Source organism: Virgibacillus indicus, from assembly GCF_002266285.1.
In the GTDB taxonomy this organism is placed as follows: Bacteria; Bacillota; Bacilli; order Bacillales; family Amphibacillaceae; genus Virgibacillus_K; species Virgibacillus_K indicus.
The window spans coordinates 1,022,836-1,040,131 of sequence record NZ_NPMS01000001.1; the positions used below are offsets into that span (position 1 = coordinate 1,022,836).

Here is a 17,296-nt window from a genome sequence, read left to right on the forward strand (position 1 = left end):
TCTCCATTTCTTACTCCCTTCCCCCAGCATGCGGGATGTACCTGAATAAATCTCCAAATATAATATTATCTGAATGCTCCAGCTCCTGCCGTACTTTTTTCAAATAGGATGAGCAGTCTTTATTACTCACTTTCTCTTTAGAGTTTCTGTCATAACAAACATTAGCAGTATAAGCATAATCCTCAGTAATCATATCGCCATTTCTGAAAACTACCGGCGTATCTTCGGCTCTTATAAATAGATTCTGGCTGAAAGAAACCCGATTCTCTGATGAAATACCCAGCAGATGCAGCAATGTTGCCCGAATATCTATTTCTCCCCCTGTCGTTTCGATTATATCCCCTTGTTGACCTGGAACATGAATTATTAGTGGTATCTGCTGCAGATCTAAATGGTTCAGTGCTGTATTTTCCTGACCAAGCAATTCATGGACACCAGCTTCATACTTTTTCGAAATGCCATAATGATCGCCATAGATCACAAAAATCGTATCTTCATACAAACCCTTTTCTTTAACCAGCTCAAAAAAGCGCTCCAATGCCCGGTCTTGGTACCTGATTGTAGTAACATAACGATTCACAACATCCACTTCTGTTTCTGCTGGCTCGATGAATTGATCCTTCTCTTCCAGCAGAAATGGGAAATGATTCGTCAATGTGATGAATTTTGCCAAATATGGCTCAGGCAATGAAATGAGATCTTCCATCGACTGTTCAAAAAAGGCAACATCCTTAATCCCATAATTAATGGAGTTTTCCTCAGTTACGTTATAACTTTCTTTTGCAAAGTAATGCTCATAGCCAAGGTTTTGATACATTTTTTCCCGGTTCCAAAATTCAGCATCATTTCCATGAAACGTATATGATTTATAACCGGAATGGTCCTGTAAAATATCAGGCAGTGATTCAAATTTATTTTCCGGACGGCGCACAAATACAGAACCACTTGGAAGCGGATATAATCCAGTATCAATCATAAACTCTGCATCCGATGTTTTACCCTGAGCTGTCTGGTCATAAATATTAGAAAAATAAAAGCTGTCCTGAATGAGATCGTTCAGAAATGGTGTTAGCTCTTTTCCATTTACTTCTTCATTAATAACAAAGTTCTGTGTGGATTCCATGCTGATCAGAATCACATTTTTCCCTTCAGCAATTCCAAATAAATCTGTTTGCTTATCTCCCTTACTCTTGATATAACTGTTTACCGTATCAGCATCAACTTCATTGGAAAGGATTTTTTCAATCGGCGCCATTGCCCCAAATATCATATTAACGACCTGATAATTATACAGACCGAGTGATTTAACAAGGCCCTCCCTGTCATAATCTGTTTTGAATAAATATTGATTTTGAGTCATGGCAAGAATTATCGTAAGGGCAATCAATCCTAAGCCAGCTATTCCATATTTCTTTTTGTCTGGTATGCTGATTTGCTTTTGCCTTTTCTTTCTTGAAAACACTGCAAATCCAATCACGAAAACATCAATAAACAGCAATATATCGAATGGGGAAAGCAATTCCAATGTACTTGGACCAAGCCCGCCAACATTATTTAACTGCAATAAAACAGATACAGTAACAAAGTCGATATAAAACCGATAATAAAGTAAATTTGCATACAAGAGCCCTGTAATCAGAGTATAAATAATCATTAGACCGACTGGATGAACCTTTTTGCTGAAAAGAAAGCTGAACCCAATAAACAGCATCAGCGTTCCAACAGGACTGATCAGCAATAACAGGATATCCTGCCAGGACATATATGACAGACCAAAACCGAATAACATGGCAAGGACTGTTTTCAGCCAAAGGAAGATGACTGCTGAAGCGATTATATGTTTAGATAAAAACGTTTTTATTTTCTGCATTACTCGTACGCTTCCCTTTAGAAAAATGGTCAAATTGTTTCTTTATGATCCCAATGGCCTTCCAGACATTAACCGGGTCCTGTTTCCCCATTAATGCGACCTGGAACCAATTTCGTTTTACTAGATAACTGCTTTCATAGCTTACATGGATACCTAATGATTTTAAATGACTACCGAAATCCGTGGATGCTATTGTTTCCGGTAAGCATATCGTTATGATTCCAGGTGAGTACGCTTTCCCCCGAAGGACGGTCATACCTGATGCTTTAAAATCACGAGAAATCTCATCTGCCAGATCTTTTTTCGGCGGTTGAAGCTCCGCAAGTGCTGCCTGTAAAGCCAACAGACCATTGGATGAATGTGTAAAAGGCACACTATTGGATGCCTGATAGCTTCCAATATCCAAATAAGCCGGGATCTGTTTATTTGGTAAAATTTCTTCCTGATGAAATACCATTGCAAGTCCAGGATAAGATCCCAGCCCTTTTCCACTAACGGTACTTGCCAGATACACATCGCTAAAATCAACTGGAAGAACACCAATCGTACTGCATGCATCAAGACATAGCTTTACATGATGTTTTTTACAAACTTTCTGCAAATCTTCCAACGGAAAGACATACCCAGTGGATGTGTCACAATGGACTGTCCAAAGCCACTGAATATCCTCGTTTCGTTCTAATGCATTTTCAATTTCATCTAATGTAATAGCAGTATTCCATTCCTCCTTTATCTGTTTAAAAGAAAGGTTCCATCTGCTTCCTTGATCGATTAGCCTCTCACCGAACTCTCCATTGGCCAATATTAACCCTTTCCCAGCAATGGTGGATAAGTGTGCTGCAATCATATCATTTGCAAGTGTTCCTGTACCCAATGCTATCTCTGCATACTTTGCTTTAGTGAGCTGACACAGTTTGTTTTGCACATTATGGACGACCTGTCGAAATTTAGCAGATCGATGAGATATTGCAGGCTCCTGCCATGCTTTCTTTACATTTTCAGTCAGCTCCACAGGGCCTGGAAGAAAGTTTTGATAAAATGTTCTCTCTTCCCTTTGAATCAGTCTCTCGAAAAGTCTGGATGCTGATTCAAAGTTCTTTTTCGTTAAATACATTGGCTGATAAGGCGCCTCCTCTGTACCGACTAGTGGTCCAAAGGATTGAAAGCCAATATGCTCATACAGCTTTTTCTGCCTCGTTGTTCCGGAAATTAATGCCATCGTATATCCTTCTTCCAGACAATAGGAAACAAGTTTTTCGCATAATCCGTAAAAAATACGCCCGCCACGATAAGCCGGCTTTATCGAAAGCAGTCTTATTTCACACGGTACCGCTTCTTCCGGTAAATGTGCATCCAGATGATCGAGCTTTTGATCCAGCGAAAAAGGCCGTTTTCCTCTGACAGCAATCATCCCGACCACTTCCTCTTTTCTTTTGGCAATGATATATGTATTTTCTTCATTAAAACGATCAACTAATTTCCGCTCGTTATTCCCGCTGTGCTGCGGGATTTCTTCCACAAACGTTTCATAATTCAGCTGATGGATTTGCTCTATTTCTTCAGCATGATCTGCAATTTTATATAAAAATGGTTTTGAATAACTCATCTCATATCTCCTTTTCTGTGCAGAATTATAACGATGATCAGCATCATTAAAAATATTCCAGCCAGCATATATTCTGAAGCGATTAACAATGTGATTGGAATCGCAGCAAGTGCAATCAAACCGGCAATGGTAAAGTTTCTTTTTATGATCAAACCTATTAGTAAAATGATTCCTGCTGCAAACAGTGTAAAAGGCGCAATTGCAAGCGCTGCGGCTAAATAAACAACCACACCCTTGCCGCCACGAAATTGAAGCTGCACTGGCCAGATATGCCCAAGTAAGACAGCCAATGCAATGAAGCCCAATAAGAAATCACTGGCAGCAGCTAAATAAACTGCTGTGAGCAGCGGAATAATCGTTTTTAAAGCATCAATGATTACCGTATATATAAAAGCGGATCGGCCAAACGCCCTTCCTGCATTTCTTGCCCCGGCATTTGTGCTTCCCAGTTCTCTAATATCCTGGTCTGCAGTCAGCTTTCCCACATAGTAAGCCCCATTCAAGCACCCCAATAAATAAGACAGGAATATCAAAATAAATTCAACCAGAGGCTCCACCCTTTCTTTCCAAAAATCATTATATTTGCTATTTTACCACTAATCTCTAATTAGTTGGAAGGGTGTGATTGTAAGATGAGGGTAAATTTTGTCGTTGTAGAACTGTTTATCAACTTAATTTTTTACCGGGAGGTGCACGGATTTCTTGGTGTTTCTATCAGTGGAATTCGGACCTTTATCAGCTCAAATCGGGATTCTATCAGCGGATTTCGGGCCGATATCAGCACAATTGTTGCTTTTATCAGCGGAACCGACGTTTATCAGCTCAGCAGCTCTGTCAAGAATAAATTTCCATTGATAAGTTTCCGGTAATTGCATATAATTAGAACAAACGTTCCTGACAGGTGGTGCAAAACAGATGGATTATTCCTCATATCCTCGCAACGACGTGCTTTGTATCGATATGCGCTCATTTTATGCAAGTGTGGAGGCTGTTAAATTGGGGCTGGATCCAATGAAAACACTGCTCGCAGTTGTCGGCGATCCAAGCAGATCAGGCAGTATTGTCCTTGCCGCATCCCCGGAATTAAAAAGAAAGCATGGGATCAGCAATGTGAGCCGTTTTTTTGAACTGCCAGACGATCCCGATATTCATATCGTTCCTGCCCATATGGCAGATTATCTTCATGTCTCCATGGAAATCACCAAGCTCATTAATCAATATGTGCCAAAAGAAGCGATTCATCAATACTCTGTGGATGAGGTTTGGGTAACAGTAAATGGGCTGCAGAAACTTTTCGGTGATCGGTGGCAGGTGGCCCAGCTAATCAAGGATGACATTCTGGAAAACTTCGGAATCACTTCTTCCATTGGTATTGGAGATAATAAATTCCTTGCTAAAGTTGTGATGGATTTGCATGCAAAAAAGCTTGGCATTGCTGAATGCAAATATGAAGATGTAGAGGAAAAACTGTGGCCATTCCCTGTTGAGGACATCTGGGGAATCGGCAGCAGGATGAAACGCAACCTGAATCGGATGGGAATCGTCACACTTGGCCAGCTTGCAAGATTCAGCCTGGAGCATCTGAAAAAGCGATTTGGCATCATGGGTGAACAGCTATATTGGCATGCCTGGGGGATCGATTTAAGCCCTGTTTTCGGTAATTTTACCAAACCGGAACAAAAAGGATTCGGACATGGAATATCATTGTTGAGAGACTATTCCGCTGAAGAGGTCATGGTATGTATTCTTGACCTCTGTGAAGAAGTCTGCCGCAGAGCACGAACAGCAAACAAGACAGGAAAAACCATTCACCTTGGAATTTCCTACTCCAAAGAAACAACCGGTGGCGGCTTTTCCCGCTCAAGATCAGTTGATTTTCCCACAAATGTAACGATGGATGTCTATCAGGCCTGCAGACAGCTGTTCAGCAAATTTTATGATGGAGCAAGCAAAATAAGGCATGTATATGTAACCTTGGATAATCTGTTTGAAAAAGGTGAGACACAGCTGGATTTATTTGAAGACCGGTCAAAGAAAAATGATATCGGTTATGTTATGGATTCCATCCGTGACCGATTTGGTTCAACTGCAATTCTGCGGGCCACAAGCTATACAGATGCCGGGATCACGATTGACAGGAGTGGGAAAATCGGCGGACATAAGGCGTAAACTGCGGCTTTTCTTTTGCCAATATTTAGTTATTTCGACATATTGTTAGCGCTGCTCTATCCTGCTATGCTAATGAAAAGTACTAGCCAAAAGATTCGAATATTAATCACTCCAATCAATCCCCCAGCAGATACAGTATTTCGCAAATCGTACAGCAACCAGGAAATTCACACAATTTGTTTTGTTTCAGCTAACAGATTTTATTATTTAAAATCACAGAGGAGGCAAAAAAATGAGTGAACGGAAAAGAGTATGGTTTGAAGAAGCCGGCCGCAGACTGGATCCGGCGCTGGTAGAGCAATTGCGTCTTAACAGAAAAAAGGATCCTCACGAAACTGGCAATGACGGAATCCCGATAATTGTTTACTTCTCCAGAAATATTGAAAAAGAGAAAAAAGATGAAGTACTTAAGACCTGTCAAAAGGACAAAAACAATTCATTGGGAAAGACCATAGGATTCAGTAATACGGTATGTGGAAAGCTGACACCTAAAATGATTAGACAAATCAAGGATCATGAAGCAGTTGACCGAATATTTTATGACCGCAAAGTAACAATGCTTCTTGATATCGCCAGTAGGCAAATTGGTGCAATTAATGTAAGGGAGCAAGATAATTTTACCGGAAAAGGGGTAACCATCGCCGTAATTGATACGGGCATCTTCCCACATGCAGACTTAACACAGCCCGAGAATCGAATTATCGCTTTTAAAGATTTTATAAATGATCAGGAAGAACCCTATGATGATAATGGACATGGAACTCATTGTGCCGGTGATGCAGCGGGAAATGGCTCGCTGTCAAACGGTCTATACACCGGTCCCGCTCCTAGTGCTTCGATTATCGGTTTAAAAGTATTGGATCAGAGTGGCGGCGGAAGATTATCAACCATTATGGAGGGTATTGCCTGGTGCATCGAAAATAAAGAAGAATACAATATTCGGATTATTTCCCTTTCACTTGGAGCACAAAGCTATGAATCCTATCGAGAAGATCCATTATCATTGGCTGCACAGGAGGCTTGGCATAATGGGATTGTGGTCTGTGCCGCTGCTGGAAACAGCGGGCCGCAGCCAAAGACAATAAGCACACCTGCCATCAATCCATTTATTATTACAGTCGGATCCACCGTGGATCAAAATACAGCTGTACGATCAGATGATAAAATTGCTGAATATTCAAGTCGCGGTCCGACCATTGATTCCTTGATAAAACCTGATATTTATTCACCAGGAACAGATATCATATCATTATTGGCACCAGGATCTTCTTTAGAACAGGAAATTCCTGAACAAATAATTGATGGGAATTATATACAGCTATCCGGTACTTCCATGGCTACACCGATATGTGGCGGGGTTATCGCATTAATGCTGGAAGCTAATCCCGAGCTAAGTGCCAATGATGTGAAAAGCATTCTTCAGACGACTTCTGAACCAACACTTGAAGATTTATGGGGATATATTAACGCACAGGAAGCAGTAGATATGGCAATAAGCTATTTCGGTAAGGGACAGAAAGTAAAATAGCAGAACATAATAATGATATCAAAAAGGTTGCCCTAAACAGGCAACCTTTTTGATCCTTAGGAAATCAATTTGAAACGGGAGTATCACAATTTACTTTTGAGGTGCTGAAGGCGTTGAAATACTGGATAACGCTTGTCCAGCCTCATTACCATATTGATGATCTACAGCTAAATCACCTAAAGCAACCATTCCAACAATTTGTCCATTTTCCACTACCGGCAACCTTCGGATTTGCTGCTGCCCCATCAGTTGTGCTGCCTGATGAACATCCATATCCGGTGTACCCTGAACAACCTGTTGTGCGGTCATCACTTGGGATATTGGTGTTTGAGCCGCTTCCCCCTGTGCAGTGGACCGGAGTGTAATATCACGGTCCGTTATGATTCCGGTCATTTGACCATTATTATTCACAACTGGAAGTGCGCCGATATTATTTTCACTCATAACCGCTGCGGCTTCCTGGATTGATTGAGATTCATTAACTGTAAATACATTGGATGTCATGATATTTCGTAATTGCTGTTGCATGCAAAAACCTCCCTTTCACTTAATAGGATTAGTAAAACAGCATGGATTATGACAGGTAGTTTTTACATATTTTTTATAACTGGTCAAAGAGTAATTCATGAAGCTTCGCATATACTACAGATAAACAAAAATAAGGAGTGTTTCCAATGGGTGAATACAGTCATTTTCGTTTTGGACAAAAAGCACCAAATAACGGGAGATATAGAGAAATTGGCGAGACGGGCAACAATGTAAATGACCCTCAAGTAATCAAACTGGAAGCTGGCGAGAAATTTCCACAAACCAAGAACCATAACCGTGTTTGGACATATGACAACAATAATTAATTAGAAGGCCGTCCCTCATATAAGGATGGCCTTTACTGAAAAAAGTATTTCATTTTAACGCCATCTCAGAGCTACAGTCAATTTGCAGCACTGAGTATCTTCAACCCGTGATTTAAATTCAAGCCGTAAATTATCCGGGTTAAAATCAACTTCCACTTCTGATGTAACATCAATTGAATTTATCAACCGATTTACTTCAGCCATATTTGACTCCTGCGCAGCGTACATTACTTCCGCATTGAATTCTTTCGAGTCAGCTAATTTATCCAAAACCTCACCGGCATCATCCATTAGTTTCTTTGTTTCAATTGCTGATTTGTTGAAGAGTTTTGTATCAACTGGTGGATATTGGCGGATTGGTAAGTAAACAGGACAATAATAAGCCGGATAGTACCTAGGATGGTGCATATAATACATAGCCAGGTCTCCTTTCCAAAAAAATCACCTAATATAACTATATGCACCAGCAGTTATGACGGGAAAAATAATTCCAAACAGCTTATAATGAAGAATATACATATTCAACCAAAGTATTTATATCAAATACAGGCAAATCTGTTAGTTCTCTTATATACAATAATTTCAATCATTCATACCAAACCCTAGTTTGATTTAAATCTAAACAACCTGCAGCCGATCCATTTTTAATGGTTCCAGCAAATCACTGGACTTCGAATCATTATTGACTAATCCGGTAACTAATTTCCCTGTAATTGGAGCAAGGGCGATCCCGTCACCTTCATGGCCCGCTGCAACAACAAAACCATCCACCTCCCTAGCCCAATCAATAATCGGAAGGCCATCTCCGGTATATGGACGAAATCCAACCATGGAACGAATTATTTTAATCTTATTTAATGCAGGAGCTATCCGGCATGCATGTGCAGCAATTGCTGAAAGAACATGCGGTTCAACCTTTCGATCATAGCCTTTAAATTCCCTGCTGCCGCCAATGAGAAGATTTCCACTTTCCGTCTGCCCTAGGGAAAGCCCTATTCCATATGAGGGAGCATTCTTTTCACTCTTACTTGTGAAGTGCTTAGATGCCATATACTGGGAACATAAAATATTCCCATTGATCATTGGCTCCACTTTTTCTGAAATCAAAATGACACCTCGGCGTGGCATGATTGTGAGCCCGACACCAGCCATCTCAGCAATTTGGGAAGCAAACGGTCCGGCAGCATTGATAACAAGCTCTGTGGCAATATATCCCTGGTTCGTTTGCACACCGGTTATTTTTCCGTCCTGTGTCTTGATACCTGTCACCTCTGTATATGTTTGAATGCTGGCACCTCTTCTTTTTGCTGCGGCGGCAAAAGCTTGACTTAGCAGCAATGGATTCACTTCCGCATCCTCCGTGCTGAAAGTGGACCCTGCAATAGTTTCTGAAAGAGCAGGCTGTATCGCCAATGTCTCCTTCCTGTCAAGCAAATTCACATCGATTCCAGCTTTATATTGTTTTTTAACAAATTCTTTCATGAAGTCTAAATGTGCTTCTTTTTCAATTACAATCATTCCGCCACCTTTCTTAAACTCAATCGGCTCCTCTAATTCTGCTTGCAAATTTTCATATATTTCCTTGCTTGCTTTTGCAAGTCTGACTGGAAATCCGGGCTGCTTTGACTGCAGAAAAATTGCTTTATCACAAGCCCCTGATGTCCCTGAGCCGACTTCTCCTTTTTCAATCAGAATTACGTTTCGATCCTCCGCCAGCCGATAAGCAATGGAAGTCCCTATCACTCCCCCGCCAATGACTACTGCATCTGCGATTTCCATACGCTAAAGCTCCTTTAAAATTCAAGTTCTTTCATCCCAAAATTGCACTGCCAATTCCCTGCCTTTTTCAATATCAGGCTGAAACTTTATTAACGCATTTTCTCTTGCCTTTTCTACCCTTGCCTGTGCTTTCTTTATAATAGCTGTACCGCTTTTTAATAATCCTAATCTGTCGCTGACTACTGTCCCGGCAAGTTCCCCCTGGGCCATCGCAATTTTTGCCCCCTCAATTCCAGTAATATTCCCAGCAACAAAAATGCCAGTTTGAGTTGTTTCCATTTCCTGACTGTGCAGAGGAATATGCCCGCCCAATTCATTAATATAAGCAAACTCACAACCTGCCGCACTTGCAAGCTCAGAAAGTGGATACAGCCCTCCGGATATACAAACACAGTCGACTTGGATGGTTTTTACTGATTCCATTTCAGGTAGACCATCACGTGATATTTTGGCAATTTTAATTTGTTCCGCTTGCTTATCTCCCTCAATTTCCAGGATTGATTTTCTTAAAAATAATGGGATTCCCCAAATTTTCATCCCGCGATACGGATAAAATGCTGCACTAACTTTTTGAATGAATTCATTTTGTGTAACTTTCCCGGCGAATTTCAGAAAATGATTGGGGGCCGCATCTGCTAAGCTCGATAAATAAGCAATCATTTGCTGTGGATTGGATATTCTATCTAAAAAGTCATCAGGAGGCGGTAAGTAGATGCCAATAACCTGTGCACCTGAAAGTTTTAATTCATTAGCAACTGTTAAGGAAAGCGCGTCAATACCAATAATGGCAATCCGCTTCCCTGGGTTTACACGGTGAAAATTATTCAGCACCTGTGCAGCACCAATTGACATCACGCCTGGAATCGTCCAGCCAGGAACCGGAATTGCCTTTTCAGCAGCACCTGTGGCAAGTAAAATATAATCCGTATGGAGCTCTTCCCCATGATTAAGCAGTACTTTCCATTGCGGAAAAATAGCCCAGACTTCATTTTCTGGAAAATAATCGATGCCAAGTCTTTTCACCTTTTCTTCCAGACTTTTTGCAACTTCTCTGCCAATCCACCAGCCTGTTTTTGGCTCCTTATATAACTGGCCAAGCAATTTCCCTCCAGCAGCAGGATTTTCATCAACAATCGCCACTGTCGCCCCGTGAGATGCTGCCTTGATTGCTGCGCTCATGCCAGCAGGCCCTGCCCCGATAACAACCAGATCATATTTCATTTTGGTGACTCACCCTGAGATTCAATACGCATCCCATCCTTAACCGTTGTAATACACGCGCGAACACTTCGCTCCCCATCAACAGTCACCCTGCATTCATAGCAATGGCCAATCCCACAATAAATGCCGCGTGGTTCCTGTCGTTTTTCCGTATAGCTTAAAATGCGAATATGATTGGCAAGTAAAGCTGCAGCAATGGATTCTCCTTCCAATGCAGCAAATTCTCTTCCATTAAAAGTAATGTTTATCTCCTTCTCCTCCAATTTCCCCAATATGGGATGCTTTTTAATTCTCATTTTTATAATCCTTTCCAGTATGGGCTAATGCAGACAGGCTCAAGGGGCGTACTGGAATGCTGAAGGTCAGGTTAGAAGCTTGCGGGATTTTCTTATTTGTATAGAAGGATATAATCTGCTCAAGAAGCGGCCGGCAGGTTCTCCCCTGACAGATTCCCATGCCTGCTCTTGTTTTCAACTTCAATTCCTTTTCAGTTTGGGCACCTGTTTTCATTGCTTCAACAATCTCACTTAGTAAAACTTCTTCACACCTGCAGATTATTTTGTCACTCATTATGACTTCCTCCGATCTTTCTGTTTTTTGTTCGGGCGGTGGACTGGGTTTTATTGATCTTGGACGGATGTTGTACTGATTGTACGGATATTCGCCATTTCGAATGGATATTACGCTGGTTGTACGGTATTTTGCAAGTATTTCCCGCCCCATCTTAAACACAATCTAATAATCTCTGTCATATGCCAGCCTAATTTAATATAAAATGAATAATGATCCACAAAAAGGCTCGTTAGTTTATTTTTATGAATTATGAAAAAGTTTCATGCTATAATACAGGAAAAATAGGAGAGGCGGTATGTATTTGGTACAAAATCTTAATATGCTTATTATGGGCGGGGATGCAAGATATCTGGAAGTAATAAAAACGTTAGCTGGTGAAGGTGTAAACATTTTTGCGGCAGGGTTTGATAAGTGTAAATTCAATAACGCTTCCATTAACCATGCTGATGTGGACAATATGGATTTAAGTAAAATAGATGCCATTACCCTGCCGGTTGCCGGCACGGACCCTTCAGGAGAAGTCGAGGTGGAGTATGCAGATAAACCACTGTTCATTTCAGAAAAAACACTTAAAAAAACTCCAGCACATTGCATAATATACACAGGTACTTCCAATGACTTTCTGGAAAATATAGCTGTATCTGCTAACAGGAAACTCGTAGAATTGTTTGCACGTGATGATATGGCTGTTTATAATTCCATTCCTACTGCTGAAGGTGCACTGAGGCTGGCAATGGAAGAAACCAATGTTACCATTCATAGCGCTAATGTGATGGTGCTTGGATTTGGCAGAGTGGGTATAACTGTTGCACGATTATTTGCAGCTGTTGGGGCAAATGTCCAGGCAGCAGCAAGAAAGCCCTCAGCCCTTGCACGTGTGAAAGAAATGGGATTAACACCTGTTAAAATCAGCGAAATAAAAGAGCATGCAGACAAAGCAACTATTTTTGTCAACACTGTCCCACATCCAATTCTGGATGCCGAAGTAATTTCTGCCATGGACCCAGAGGCGTTGATCCTTGATCTTGCTTCCAAACCAGGTGGTACTGATTTTAATTTCGCTAAAGAAAAAGGGATTAAGGCGCTTCATGCACTAGGCTTGCCAGGAAAAAATGCCCCTAAAACTGCCGGAGAGATTATTGGCGGGGTGCTGCTGGAGCTGCTGAAGGAAAATTTGAGTAACTGATCCACACATACACAAAGAGCGTCAACCAGAATTCCTGGATGACGCTCTTATTTGTTATAAACTTTTATTTTTCAATTTTCACATCCTGAAGCTTGATAAATTGCCCCTCACTAATGGTAAGGTACGTATCTGCTTGAACATTTTCATTTGTTACGATGCTTGTTAGTTGATGACTGCTGTCTTTGCTTACTTCATAATACCCCATCCCAATGGAGCTATCCAAAATTATTTTATATTCACCAGCAGGGATATCCTGGCCGACTTTATACATCCCATCTGCATAGATACCGTCTTCCGGAACAACAGAAGGTGCCTCTTCAACCGGATACATTTCAGCACCTTGCAGCTTGAAGTAGTTACCTTCATTTAATGTCACATAGGAATGTGCCCCATTCAGCAAATTGTCGTTGAAAATAATACTATCGATCGCTCCCGTACTGTCAGATGAATTCTCAATATATCCCATACCTGAAGCAAAAACTAAATATTCACCCGCTGGAATATCTTCACCCACTTTGTAGGTTCCTGCCTCGATTTTATTACTTTCATCTTCGGCTTCCGTTTCGGCTGATTCTTCCTCACTTGCTGCTGATTCTGCCCCTTCCTCTTCAGGCTTTGAATCAGCACTTTCCACAGTTTCATCTGGTGTTGCTTCTGAATCCGTATTTTCTTCTTCCACTTCATTATCACTTGACGCAGCTTCACTTGTTTCCGCGGTTTCGCCTTCCCCGCCCCCATTTGCGATTGCGACAATAACGATTACGGCCAGCAGCCACATCCACCATCTTTTATACAATGGCTTTTTTCCTTTTCCTGCCATAACTAATCTCTCCTTATGATAAATTTGAACTAAGAACTAATGAATAACTCTTAATTTAAATCTAACAAATAGCCTATACAAAATAATGTATAGGCTTAAAAGTGACTGCTTTTGACAATTGGAATTATCACATCCCAAAGTGAAAGGTATTATTTATAATAGTCCGGCTGTTGACCACCCTGCTGATATAAAGTCATACTCTGTCTATCAACTTCATAGAAAAGAAACCATGAACCCTCCTCCTTATTACTTTCCCAGCTTTCGGTGAATGTAACGATATATTTTTCATCACCAACTTCTTCTGCACTTGTTTCTCGCACAATCTGATATCCATTAATCTCCCCCTGCCATTTTCCAGCTTGCTCTGGAAAAACATCTGTTATATCACCTTCCCCATCTGTGGTGCTGGCCACAGCATCTTCTTTTGTAAAAGGCGGCATTGGTGGAGAAATGATTTGAAAAAGCCCCCATGTAGCAAGGCAGACAACAATTGGTGTTAGAACAAACAATTTTAACGGCTTCTGTTTCGAAGTTCTTCTATAAATCCACCGATCAATTAATGCGAAAAAAAGCGCAGCAGCCATTCCAGGTAAGGCAGCACCCCACTCCGCAAAAAACAAACCGTTTGCCAGTCCAAAAATCCCATGAAGCAAAACATACAGCAGATCGTTCATTTTGAACCATTTTCTTTTAATAATTTCTAAAGCAATTGATATAGTACTTCCGTAGATCAAAATAATTGCACCGACATAAATACTATAAAAGAATGACCAGCCCATTAGCTGATTTCCAAGATTATATTCGAATTGTGTATCTTTGAAATAAAGGGAGGCCAATAGGATAGATATAAAGGTTGTTGTAAAAAAAGCAGCAGTCAATTTTCGAATGACTATAACTTTTAATTCATCATACAAAATCACACATCCCTTCGTTCAATCAATAACAATGCCTACAATGCATGCATCTCTTTCTTCGCCTGATCCCAAGGCACCTGATAGCCGCTTCCCTTTGCGCAGAAAATTGAAGCAGAGGTATATTCCGGATCAGCATCCTTGTCGTAAGCAATTCTTTCCTTAACCTCTCTCTCATTATGGCAGCGGTCATACCCGGCAATCTTAAGATTCAGTATTCCTTTTCCATGGGTAAAGGAACGGAATACTGTATTATAATTCATAAATGTAGCTACCGGCACAGTCCCCGCTATCGTTACTTTATCTTCACATGTTTCTGGAGTTTCAAAGGTTCCATGTGCCTCCTGAATATCAGATAATACCCTTCCCATATAATCCAGTTCCACTTTAATTTTAAAATGATAATAGGGCTCAAGCAGAATATTTTTGGCTTTCTCCAATCCCTGTCTGAGGGCACGGAATGTTGCTTCCCGAAAGTCACCGCCCGATGTATGCTTATGATGGGCTCTTCCCGTGAGCAATGTAATTTTTACATCTGTAAGTGCCGAACCTGTTAATAACCCATGATGATCCCGTTCAAACAGGTGATTACGCACCAAATTCTGATTTCCCACAGGCAAATCATCCGGATGGCAATTATTTTCAAATAAAATTCCGCTGTTCCTTACAGCAGGCTCTATTTTAAGATGCACCTCAGCATAATGTTTCAGTGGCTCAAAATGACCATAGCCATTAACAGCCGTCTCGACAGTTTCCCTATACAATATTTGCGGTTCATCAAAAGTTACCTCGATTCCAAATCTTTGCCGCACAATCTGTTCAAGAACCTCCAGCTGAATCACACCAATCACGTGGATATAAATTTCCTGGAATTTTTCATCCCACATCACATTTAAAGAAGGTTCTTCCGCATCGAGCATCTTAAAAAATTTCAATACATCTTTCACATGATAAGATGAATTATAGACCACCTTTGATTTTAATGCCGGAATTATTTCATATTCTGCTTTCTTTCTGAACACACCTGCTCCGTCTCCTGCAGAAGCAGATGATAATCCTGTAACTGCAAAAAGCTGGCCAGCTTCTACATGGTCCACTGTTCTATAATTATTTCCATTATATATTCTCAGCTGTGTTACCTTTTCAGGATTGCTTTCGTCCTTATTTCCATAGCTTAGGGCTTCACGAACATGCAATTTGCCTTCTAATGCTTTCATAAACGTAACCCTGTTTCCATCCTCATCATAGCGAATTTTATAAGCCTGACCAGCAAAATCCCCTTCTGTTTTGTAAGCCGTTTCCGTTAATTGATCCAGTTTAGCGAAAAATTCCCGGATCCCGGTATCCTGTAATGCAGAACCACTGCAGCAAGGAAAAATTCGGCCAGCTTCAACCATTTCCTTCCAAGTCTCCAGCCATATTCTTCTGTCATATCCTGAATCCATGTACTTCTCAAAGAGCAATTCATCCCTCTCTGCGATGAACTCAATCAAATCCTCATCCATTTCTCCATTGGAAAACGAGGCTGTTATATCACAAGCATCACCAGTTATATTGCTGCGGATCTCATCAAGCACCTGCACAACATCAGCACCTTCTCTATCTATTTTATTAATAAAGAAAAAAACAGGAACACCATGCTTTCTAAGCAGCTGCCAGATCGTTTCCGTAAATCCTTCTACTCCTTCAACCGCACTTATAATAATGATTGCATAATCCATCACTTGGACTGCCCGCTCCATTTCCGGTGAAAAATCGACATGACCCGGTGTATCTATTAGAAAATAAGTTGAATCATTATAAGAGAACATTCCCTGATCAGCAAAAATAGTTATGCCTCTGTCTTTTTCTATGTAATGACTGTCCAGAAAGGCCGCTTTATGATCTACTCTGCCTCTTTGTTTAATACTTTTTGCATGGTACAGCAGTTGTTCCGAGAAAGTTGTTTTTCCTGCATCAACATGCGCCAGAATACCGATTGTTTTATTCATCTGATCCCCCTCTACTATATTCTCAAAAAGTCGTTGATTTTTTAAAATTATTCGAATATAGTTTATATGTATGACTTTAATTATTTCACAAATGGTTTTTTCAATTTTTCGAAACCTTTTGCCTAGGTTATCCGTATATAAATTATAAGACAAATGATTTTGAATATAAACAATAAGGATGTGATCTCCATGACACTCTTCGGTACATCAATGGAAAGTATCTATTTAACGGCACTTATTGTTGCTGGTAGCATAACTATTTTATATATTTTCTTTGGTGATATACTGGAAGGTTTTGGTGAGGCAATTGGATTGAACCCCGCTCTCATATTAGCGTTTATCACTTTTTTCTCAGCCTCAGGCTATGCACTTGAATCTGTCACATCCATTTCAAGCATCATTATTATAATTGCTTCGATTTTCATTGCATTGCTGCTGGACACACTACTTAATATTTTCGTTCTAATTCCACTTGCTTCCGCAGAAGAATCACTTACATATACTGAGGAATCACTTAAAGGAAGGGTCGGCAAAATTATTATTCCAATACCGGAAGACGGCTTCGGCGAGATCGTTATTGAAGCGAAGAGTGGCATGATTTCAAAGCCGGCAAAAGGATATGAAAATGAAGTTATTGCAGAAGGTAAGCAAGTCTTGGTTATCGAGGTAAAAAAAGGGGTTCTGTATGTTGTCCCATATGAGAATAACCTGGATGCCGAGCATACTGTTTAATCTACTCATCCTCTCAGGATAGGTATTTTAATATAATTTTATAATAATCAAAGGGG

17 protein-coding genes are annotated in these 17,296 nt (G+C 40.5%); 5 read left to right on the forward strand and 12 right to left on the reverse strand.

From position 1 onward, the window contains the following. Positions 1–10: 10 nt before the first annotated feature. Genes CIL03_RS05175 through CIL03_RS05185 form a run of 3 tightly spaced genes read right to left on the reverse strand, consistent with a single transcriptional unit; the run spans position 11 to position 4,033 of the window. The gene (locus tag CIL03_RS05175; protein ID WP_094884181.1) at positions 11–1,870 is read right to left on the reverse strand and encodes an LTA synthase family protein; all 1,860 of its coding nucleotides are present in this window, start codon (positions 1,868–1,870) and stop codon (positions 11–13) included. After that, positions 1,842–3,476, reverse strand: coding sequence for an aminotransferase class V-fold PLP-dependent enzyme (locus CIL03_RS05180; protein WP_094884184.1), 1,635 nt, complete (start codon positions 3,474–3,476; stop codon positions 1,842–1,844). The genes CIL03_RS05175 and CIL03_RS05180 overlap by 29 nt, the downstream gene beginning before the upstream one ends. Then, the gene (locus CIL03_RS05185; RefSeq protein ID WP_276282302.1) at positions 3,473–4,033 is read right to left on the reverse strand and encodes a glycerol-3-phosphate acyltransferase; all 561 of its coding nucleotides are present in this window, start codon (positions 4,031–4,033) and stop codon (positions 3,473–3,475) included. The genes CIL03_RS05180 and CIL03_RS05185 overlap by 4 nt, the downstream gene beginning before the upstream one ends. 358 nt (positions 4,034–4,391) lie before the next feature. On the opposite strand from CIL03_RS05185, the gene CIL03_RS05195 reads away from it, so the two are divergent. Continuing rightward, positions 4,392–5,645, forward strand: coding sequence for a DNA polymerase IV (locus tag CIL03_RS05195; RefSeq protein ID WP_094884189.1), 1,254 nt, complete (start codon positions 4,392–4,394; stop codon positions 5,643–5,645). 232 nt (positions 5,646–5,877) lie between these two features. After that, on the forward strand, positions 5,878–7,173 hold the full coding sequence (locus CIL03_RS05200) for a S8 family peptidase (RefSeq protein ID WP_094884235.1): 1,296 nt from the start codon (positions 5,878–5,880) through the stop codon (positions 7,171–7,173). Between the two features lie 90 nt (positions 7,174–7,263). Here CIL03_RS05200 and CIL03_RS05205 read toward each other — a convergent pair whose 3' ends face one another. Next, on the reverse strand, positions 7,264–7,701 hold the full coding sequence (locus CIL03_RS05205) for a CBS domain-containing protein (RefSeq protein ID WP_094884238.1): 438 nt from the start codon (positions 7,699–7,701) through the stop codon (positions 7,264–7,266). A gap of 146 nt (positions 7,702–7,847) precedes the next feature. Here CIL03_RS05205 and CIL03_RS05210 point away from each other — a divergent pair, with 146 nt between their 5' ends. Then, the gene (locus tag CIL03_RS05210; RefSeq protein ID WP_094884240.1) at positions 7,848–8,027 is read left to right on the forward strand and encodes a YjzC family protein; all 180 of its coding nucleotides are present in this window, start codon (positions 7,848–7,850) and stop codon (positions 8,025–8,027) included. 54 nt (positions 8,028–8,081) lie between these two features. Here the strand turns inward: CIL03_RS05210 and CIL03_RS05215 are convergent, their stop codons facing one another. The 5 genes from CIL03_RS05215 to CIL03_RS05235 form a co-directional block, all read right to left on the reverse strand. Beyond that, the gene (locus CIL03_RS05215; protein WP_094884242.1) at positions 8,082–8,444 is read right to left on the reverse strand and encodes a YuzC family spore coat inner layer protein; all 363 of its coding nucleotides are present in this window, start codon (positions 8,442–8,444) and stop codon (positions 8,082–8,084) included. A 201-nt stretch (positions 8,445–8,645) separates the two neighbouring features. Further along, entirely contained in the window at positions 8,646–9,806 is a 1,161-nt protein-coding gene (locus CIL03_RS05220; protein WP_094884244.1) for an NAD(P)/FAD-dependent oxidoreductase, read from the reverse strand. Between the two features lie 21 nt (positions 9,807–9,827). Further along, positions 9,828–11,027, reverse strand: a complete 1,200-nt coding sequence (locus CIL03_RS05225; RefSeq protein WP_094884246.1) for an NAD(P)/FAD-dependent oxidoreductase — start codon at positions 11,025–11,027, stop codon at positions 9,828–9,830. Then, positions 11,024–11,323: a (2Fe-2S)-binding protein gene (locus CIL03_RS05230; RefSeq protein ID WP_133087812.1), complete on the reverse strand. Its 300-nt coding sequence runs from the start codon at positions 11,321–11,323 to the stop codon at positions 11,024–11,026. The genes CIL03_RS05225 and CIL03_RS05230 overlap by 4 nt, the downstream gene beginning before the upstream one ends. Continuing rightward, positions 11,313–11,597 carry a (2Fe-2S)-binding protein gene (locus tag CIL03_RS05235; protein WP_094884250.1) on the reverse strand — a complete coding sequence of 95 codons (285 nt, stop codon included), beginning with the start codon at positions 11,595–11,597 and terminating at the stop codon, positions 11,313–11,315. Before CIL03_RS05235 ends, CIL03_RS05230 begins: the two co-directional genes overlap by 11 nt. 298 nt (positions 11,598–11,895) lie before the next feature. On the opposite strand from CIL03_RS05235, the gene dpsA reads away from it, so the two are divergent. Beyond that, positions 11,896–12,786, forward strand: a complete 891-nt coding sequence (gene dpsA / locus CIL03_RS05240) for a dipicolinate synthase subunit DpsA (protein ID WP_240507994.1) — start codon at positions 11,896–11,898, stop codon at positions 12,784–12,786. 64 nt (positions 12,787–12,850) lie between these two features. Here the strand turns inward: dpsA and CIL03_RS05245 are convergent, their stop codons facing one another. The 3 genes from CIL03_RS05245 to CIL03_RS05255 form a co-directional block, all read right to left on the reverse strand. Then, entirely contained in the window at positions 12,851–13,606 is a 756-nt protein-coding gene (locus CIL03_RS05245; protein ID WP_094884253.1) for a hypothetical protein, read from the reverse strand. A 149-nt stretch (positions 13,607–13,755) separates the two neighbouring features. Then, positions 13,756–14,520 carry a hypothetical protein gene (locus CIL03_RS05250; protein ID WP_094884256.1) on the reverse strand — a complete coding sequence of 255 codons (765 nt, stop codon included), beginning with the start codon at positions 14,518–14,520 and terminating at the stop codon, positions 13,756–13,758. Positions 14,521–14,555: 35 nt separating this feature from the next. Then, positions 14,556–16,508: an elongation factor G gene (locus tag CIL03_RS05255; protein WP_094884259.1), complete on the reverse strand. Its 1,953-nt coding sequence runs from the start codon at positions 16,506–16,508 to the stop codon at positions 14,556–14,558. Between the two features lie 189 nt (positions 16,509–16,697). Between CIL03_RS05255 and CIL03_RS05260 the strand changes: the two genes are divergently transcribed. Further along, positions 16,698–17,240, forward strand: a complete 543-nt coding sequence (locus tag CIL03_RS05260; protein ID WP_094884261.1) for an NfeD family membrane protein — start codon at positions 16,698–16,700, stop codon at positions 17,238–17,240. Positions 17,241–17,296: the final 56 nt, after the last annotated feature.

What these genes read in the sequence shown, in the direction of transcription:
- CIL03_RS05175 (WP_094884181.1), bottom strand. Translation starts at nt 1,870, where the DNA reads ATGCAGAAAATAAAAACGTTTTTATCTAAACATATAATCGCTTCAGCA.
- CIL03_RS05180 (WP_094884184.1), bottom strand. Translation starts at nt 3,476, where the DNA reads ATGAGTTATTCAAAACCATTTTTATATAAAATTGCAGATCATGCTGAA.
- CIL03_RS05195 (WP_094884189.1), top strand. Translation starts at nt 4,392, where the DNA reads ATGGATTATTCCTCATATCCTCGCAACGACGTGCTTTGTATCGATATG.
- CIL03_RS05200 (WP_094884235.1), top strand. Translation starts at nt 5,878, where the DNA reads ATGAGTGAACGGAAAAGAGTATGGTTTGAAGAAGCCGGCCGCAGACTG.
- CIL03_RS05205 (WP_094884238.1), bottom strand. Translation starts at nt 7,701, where the DNA reads ATGCAACAGCAATTACGAAATATCATGACATCCAATGTATTTACAGTT.
- CIL03_RS05210 (WP_094884240.1), top strand. Translation starts at nt 7,848, where the DNA reads ATGGGTGAATACAGTCATTTTCGTTTTGGACAAAAAGCACCAAATAAC.
- CIL03_RS05215 (WP_094884242.1), bottom strand. Translation starts at nt 8,444, where the DNA reads ATGTATTATATGCACCATCCTAGGTACTATCCGGCTTATTATTGTCCT.
- CIL03_RS05220 (WP_094884244.1), bottom strand. Translation starts at nt 9,806, where the DNA reads ATGGAAATCGCAGATGCAGTAGTCATTGGCGGGGGAGTGATAGGGACT.
- CIL03_RS05225 (WP_094884246.1), bottom strand. Translation starts at nt 11,027, where the DNA reads ATGAAATATGATCTGGTTGTTATCGGGGCAGGGCCTGCTGGCATGAGC.
- CIL03_RS05230 (WP_133087812.1), bottom strand. Translation starts at nt 11,323, where the DNA reads ATGAGAATTAAAAAGCATCCCATATTGGGGAAATTGGAGGAGAAGGAG.
- CIL03_RS05235 (WP_094884250.1), bottom strand. Translation starts at nt 11,597, where the DNA reads ATGAGTGACAAAATAATCTGCAGGTGTGAAGAAGTTTTACTAAGTGAG.
- dpsA (WP_240507994.1), top strand. Translation starts at nt 11,896, where the DNA reads ATGTATTTGGTACAAAATCTTAATATGCTTATTATGGGCGGGGATGCA.
- CIL03_RS05245 (WP_094884253.1), bottom strand. Translation starts at nt 13,606, where the DNA reads ATGGCAGGAAAAGGAAAAAAGCCATTGTATAAAAGATGGTGGATGTGG.
- CIL03_RS05255 (WP_094884259.1), bottom strand. Translation starts at nt 16,508, where the DNA reads ATGAATAAAACAATCGGTATTCTGGCGCATGTTGATGCAGGAAAAACA.
- CIL03_RS05260 (WP_094884261.1), top strand. Translation starts at nt 16,698, where the DNA reads ATGACACTCTTCGGTACATCAATGGAAAGTATCTATTTAACGGCACTT.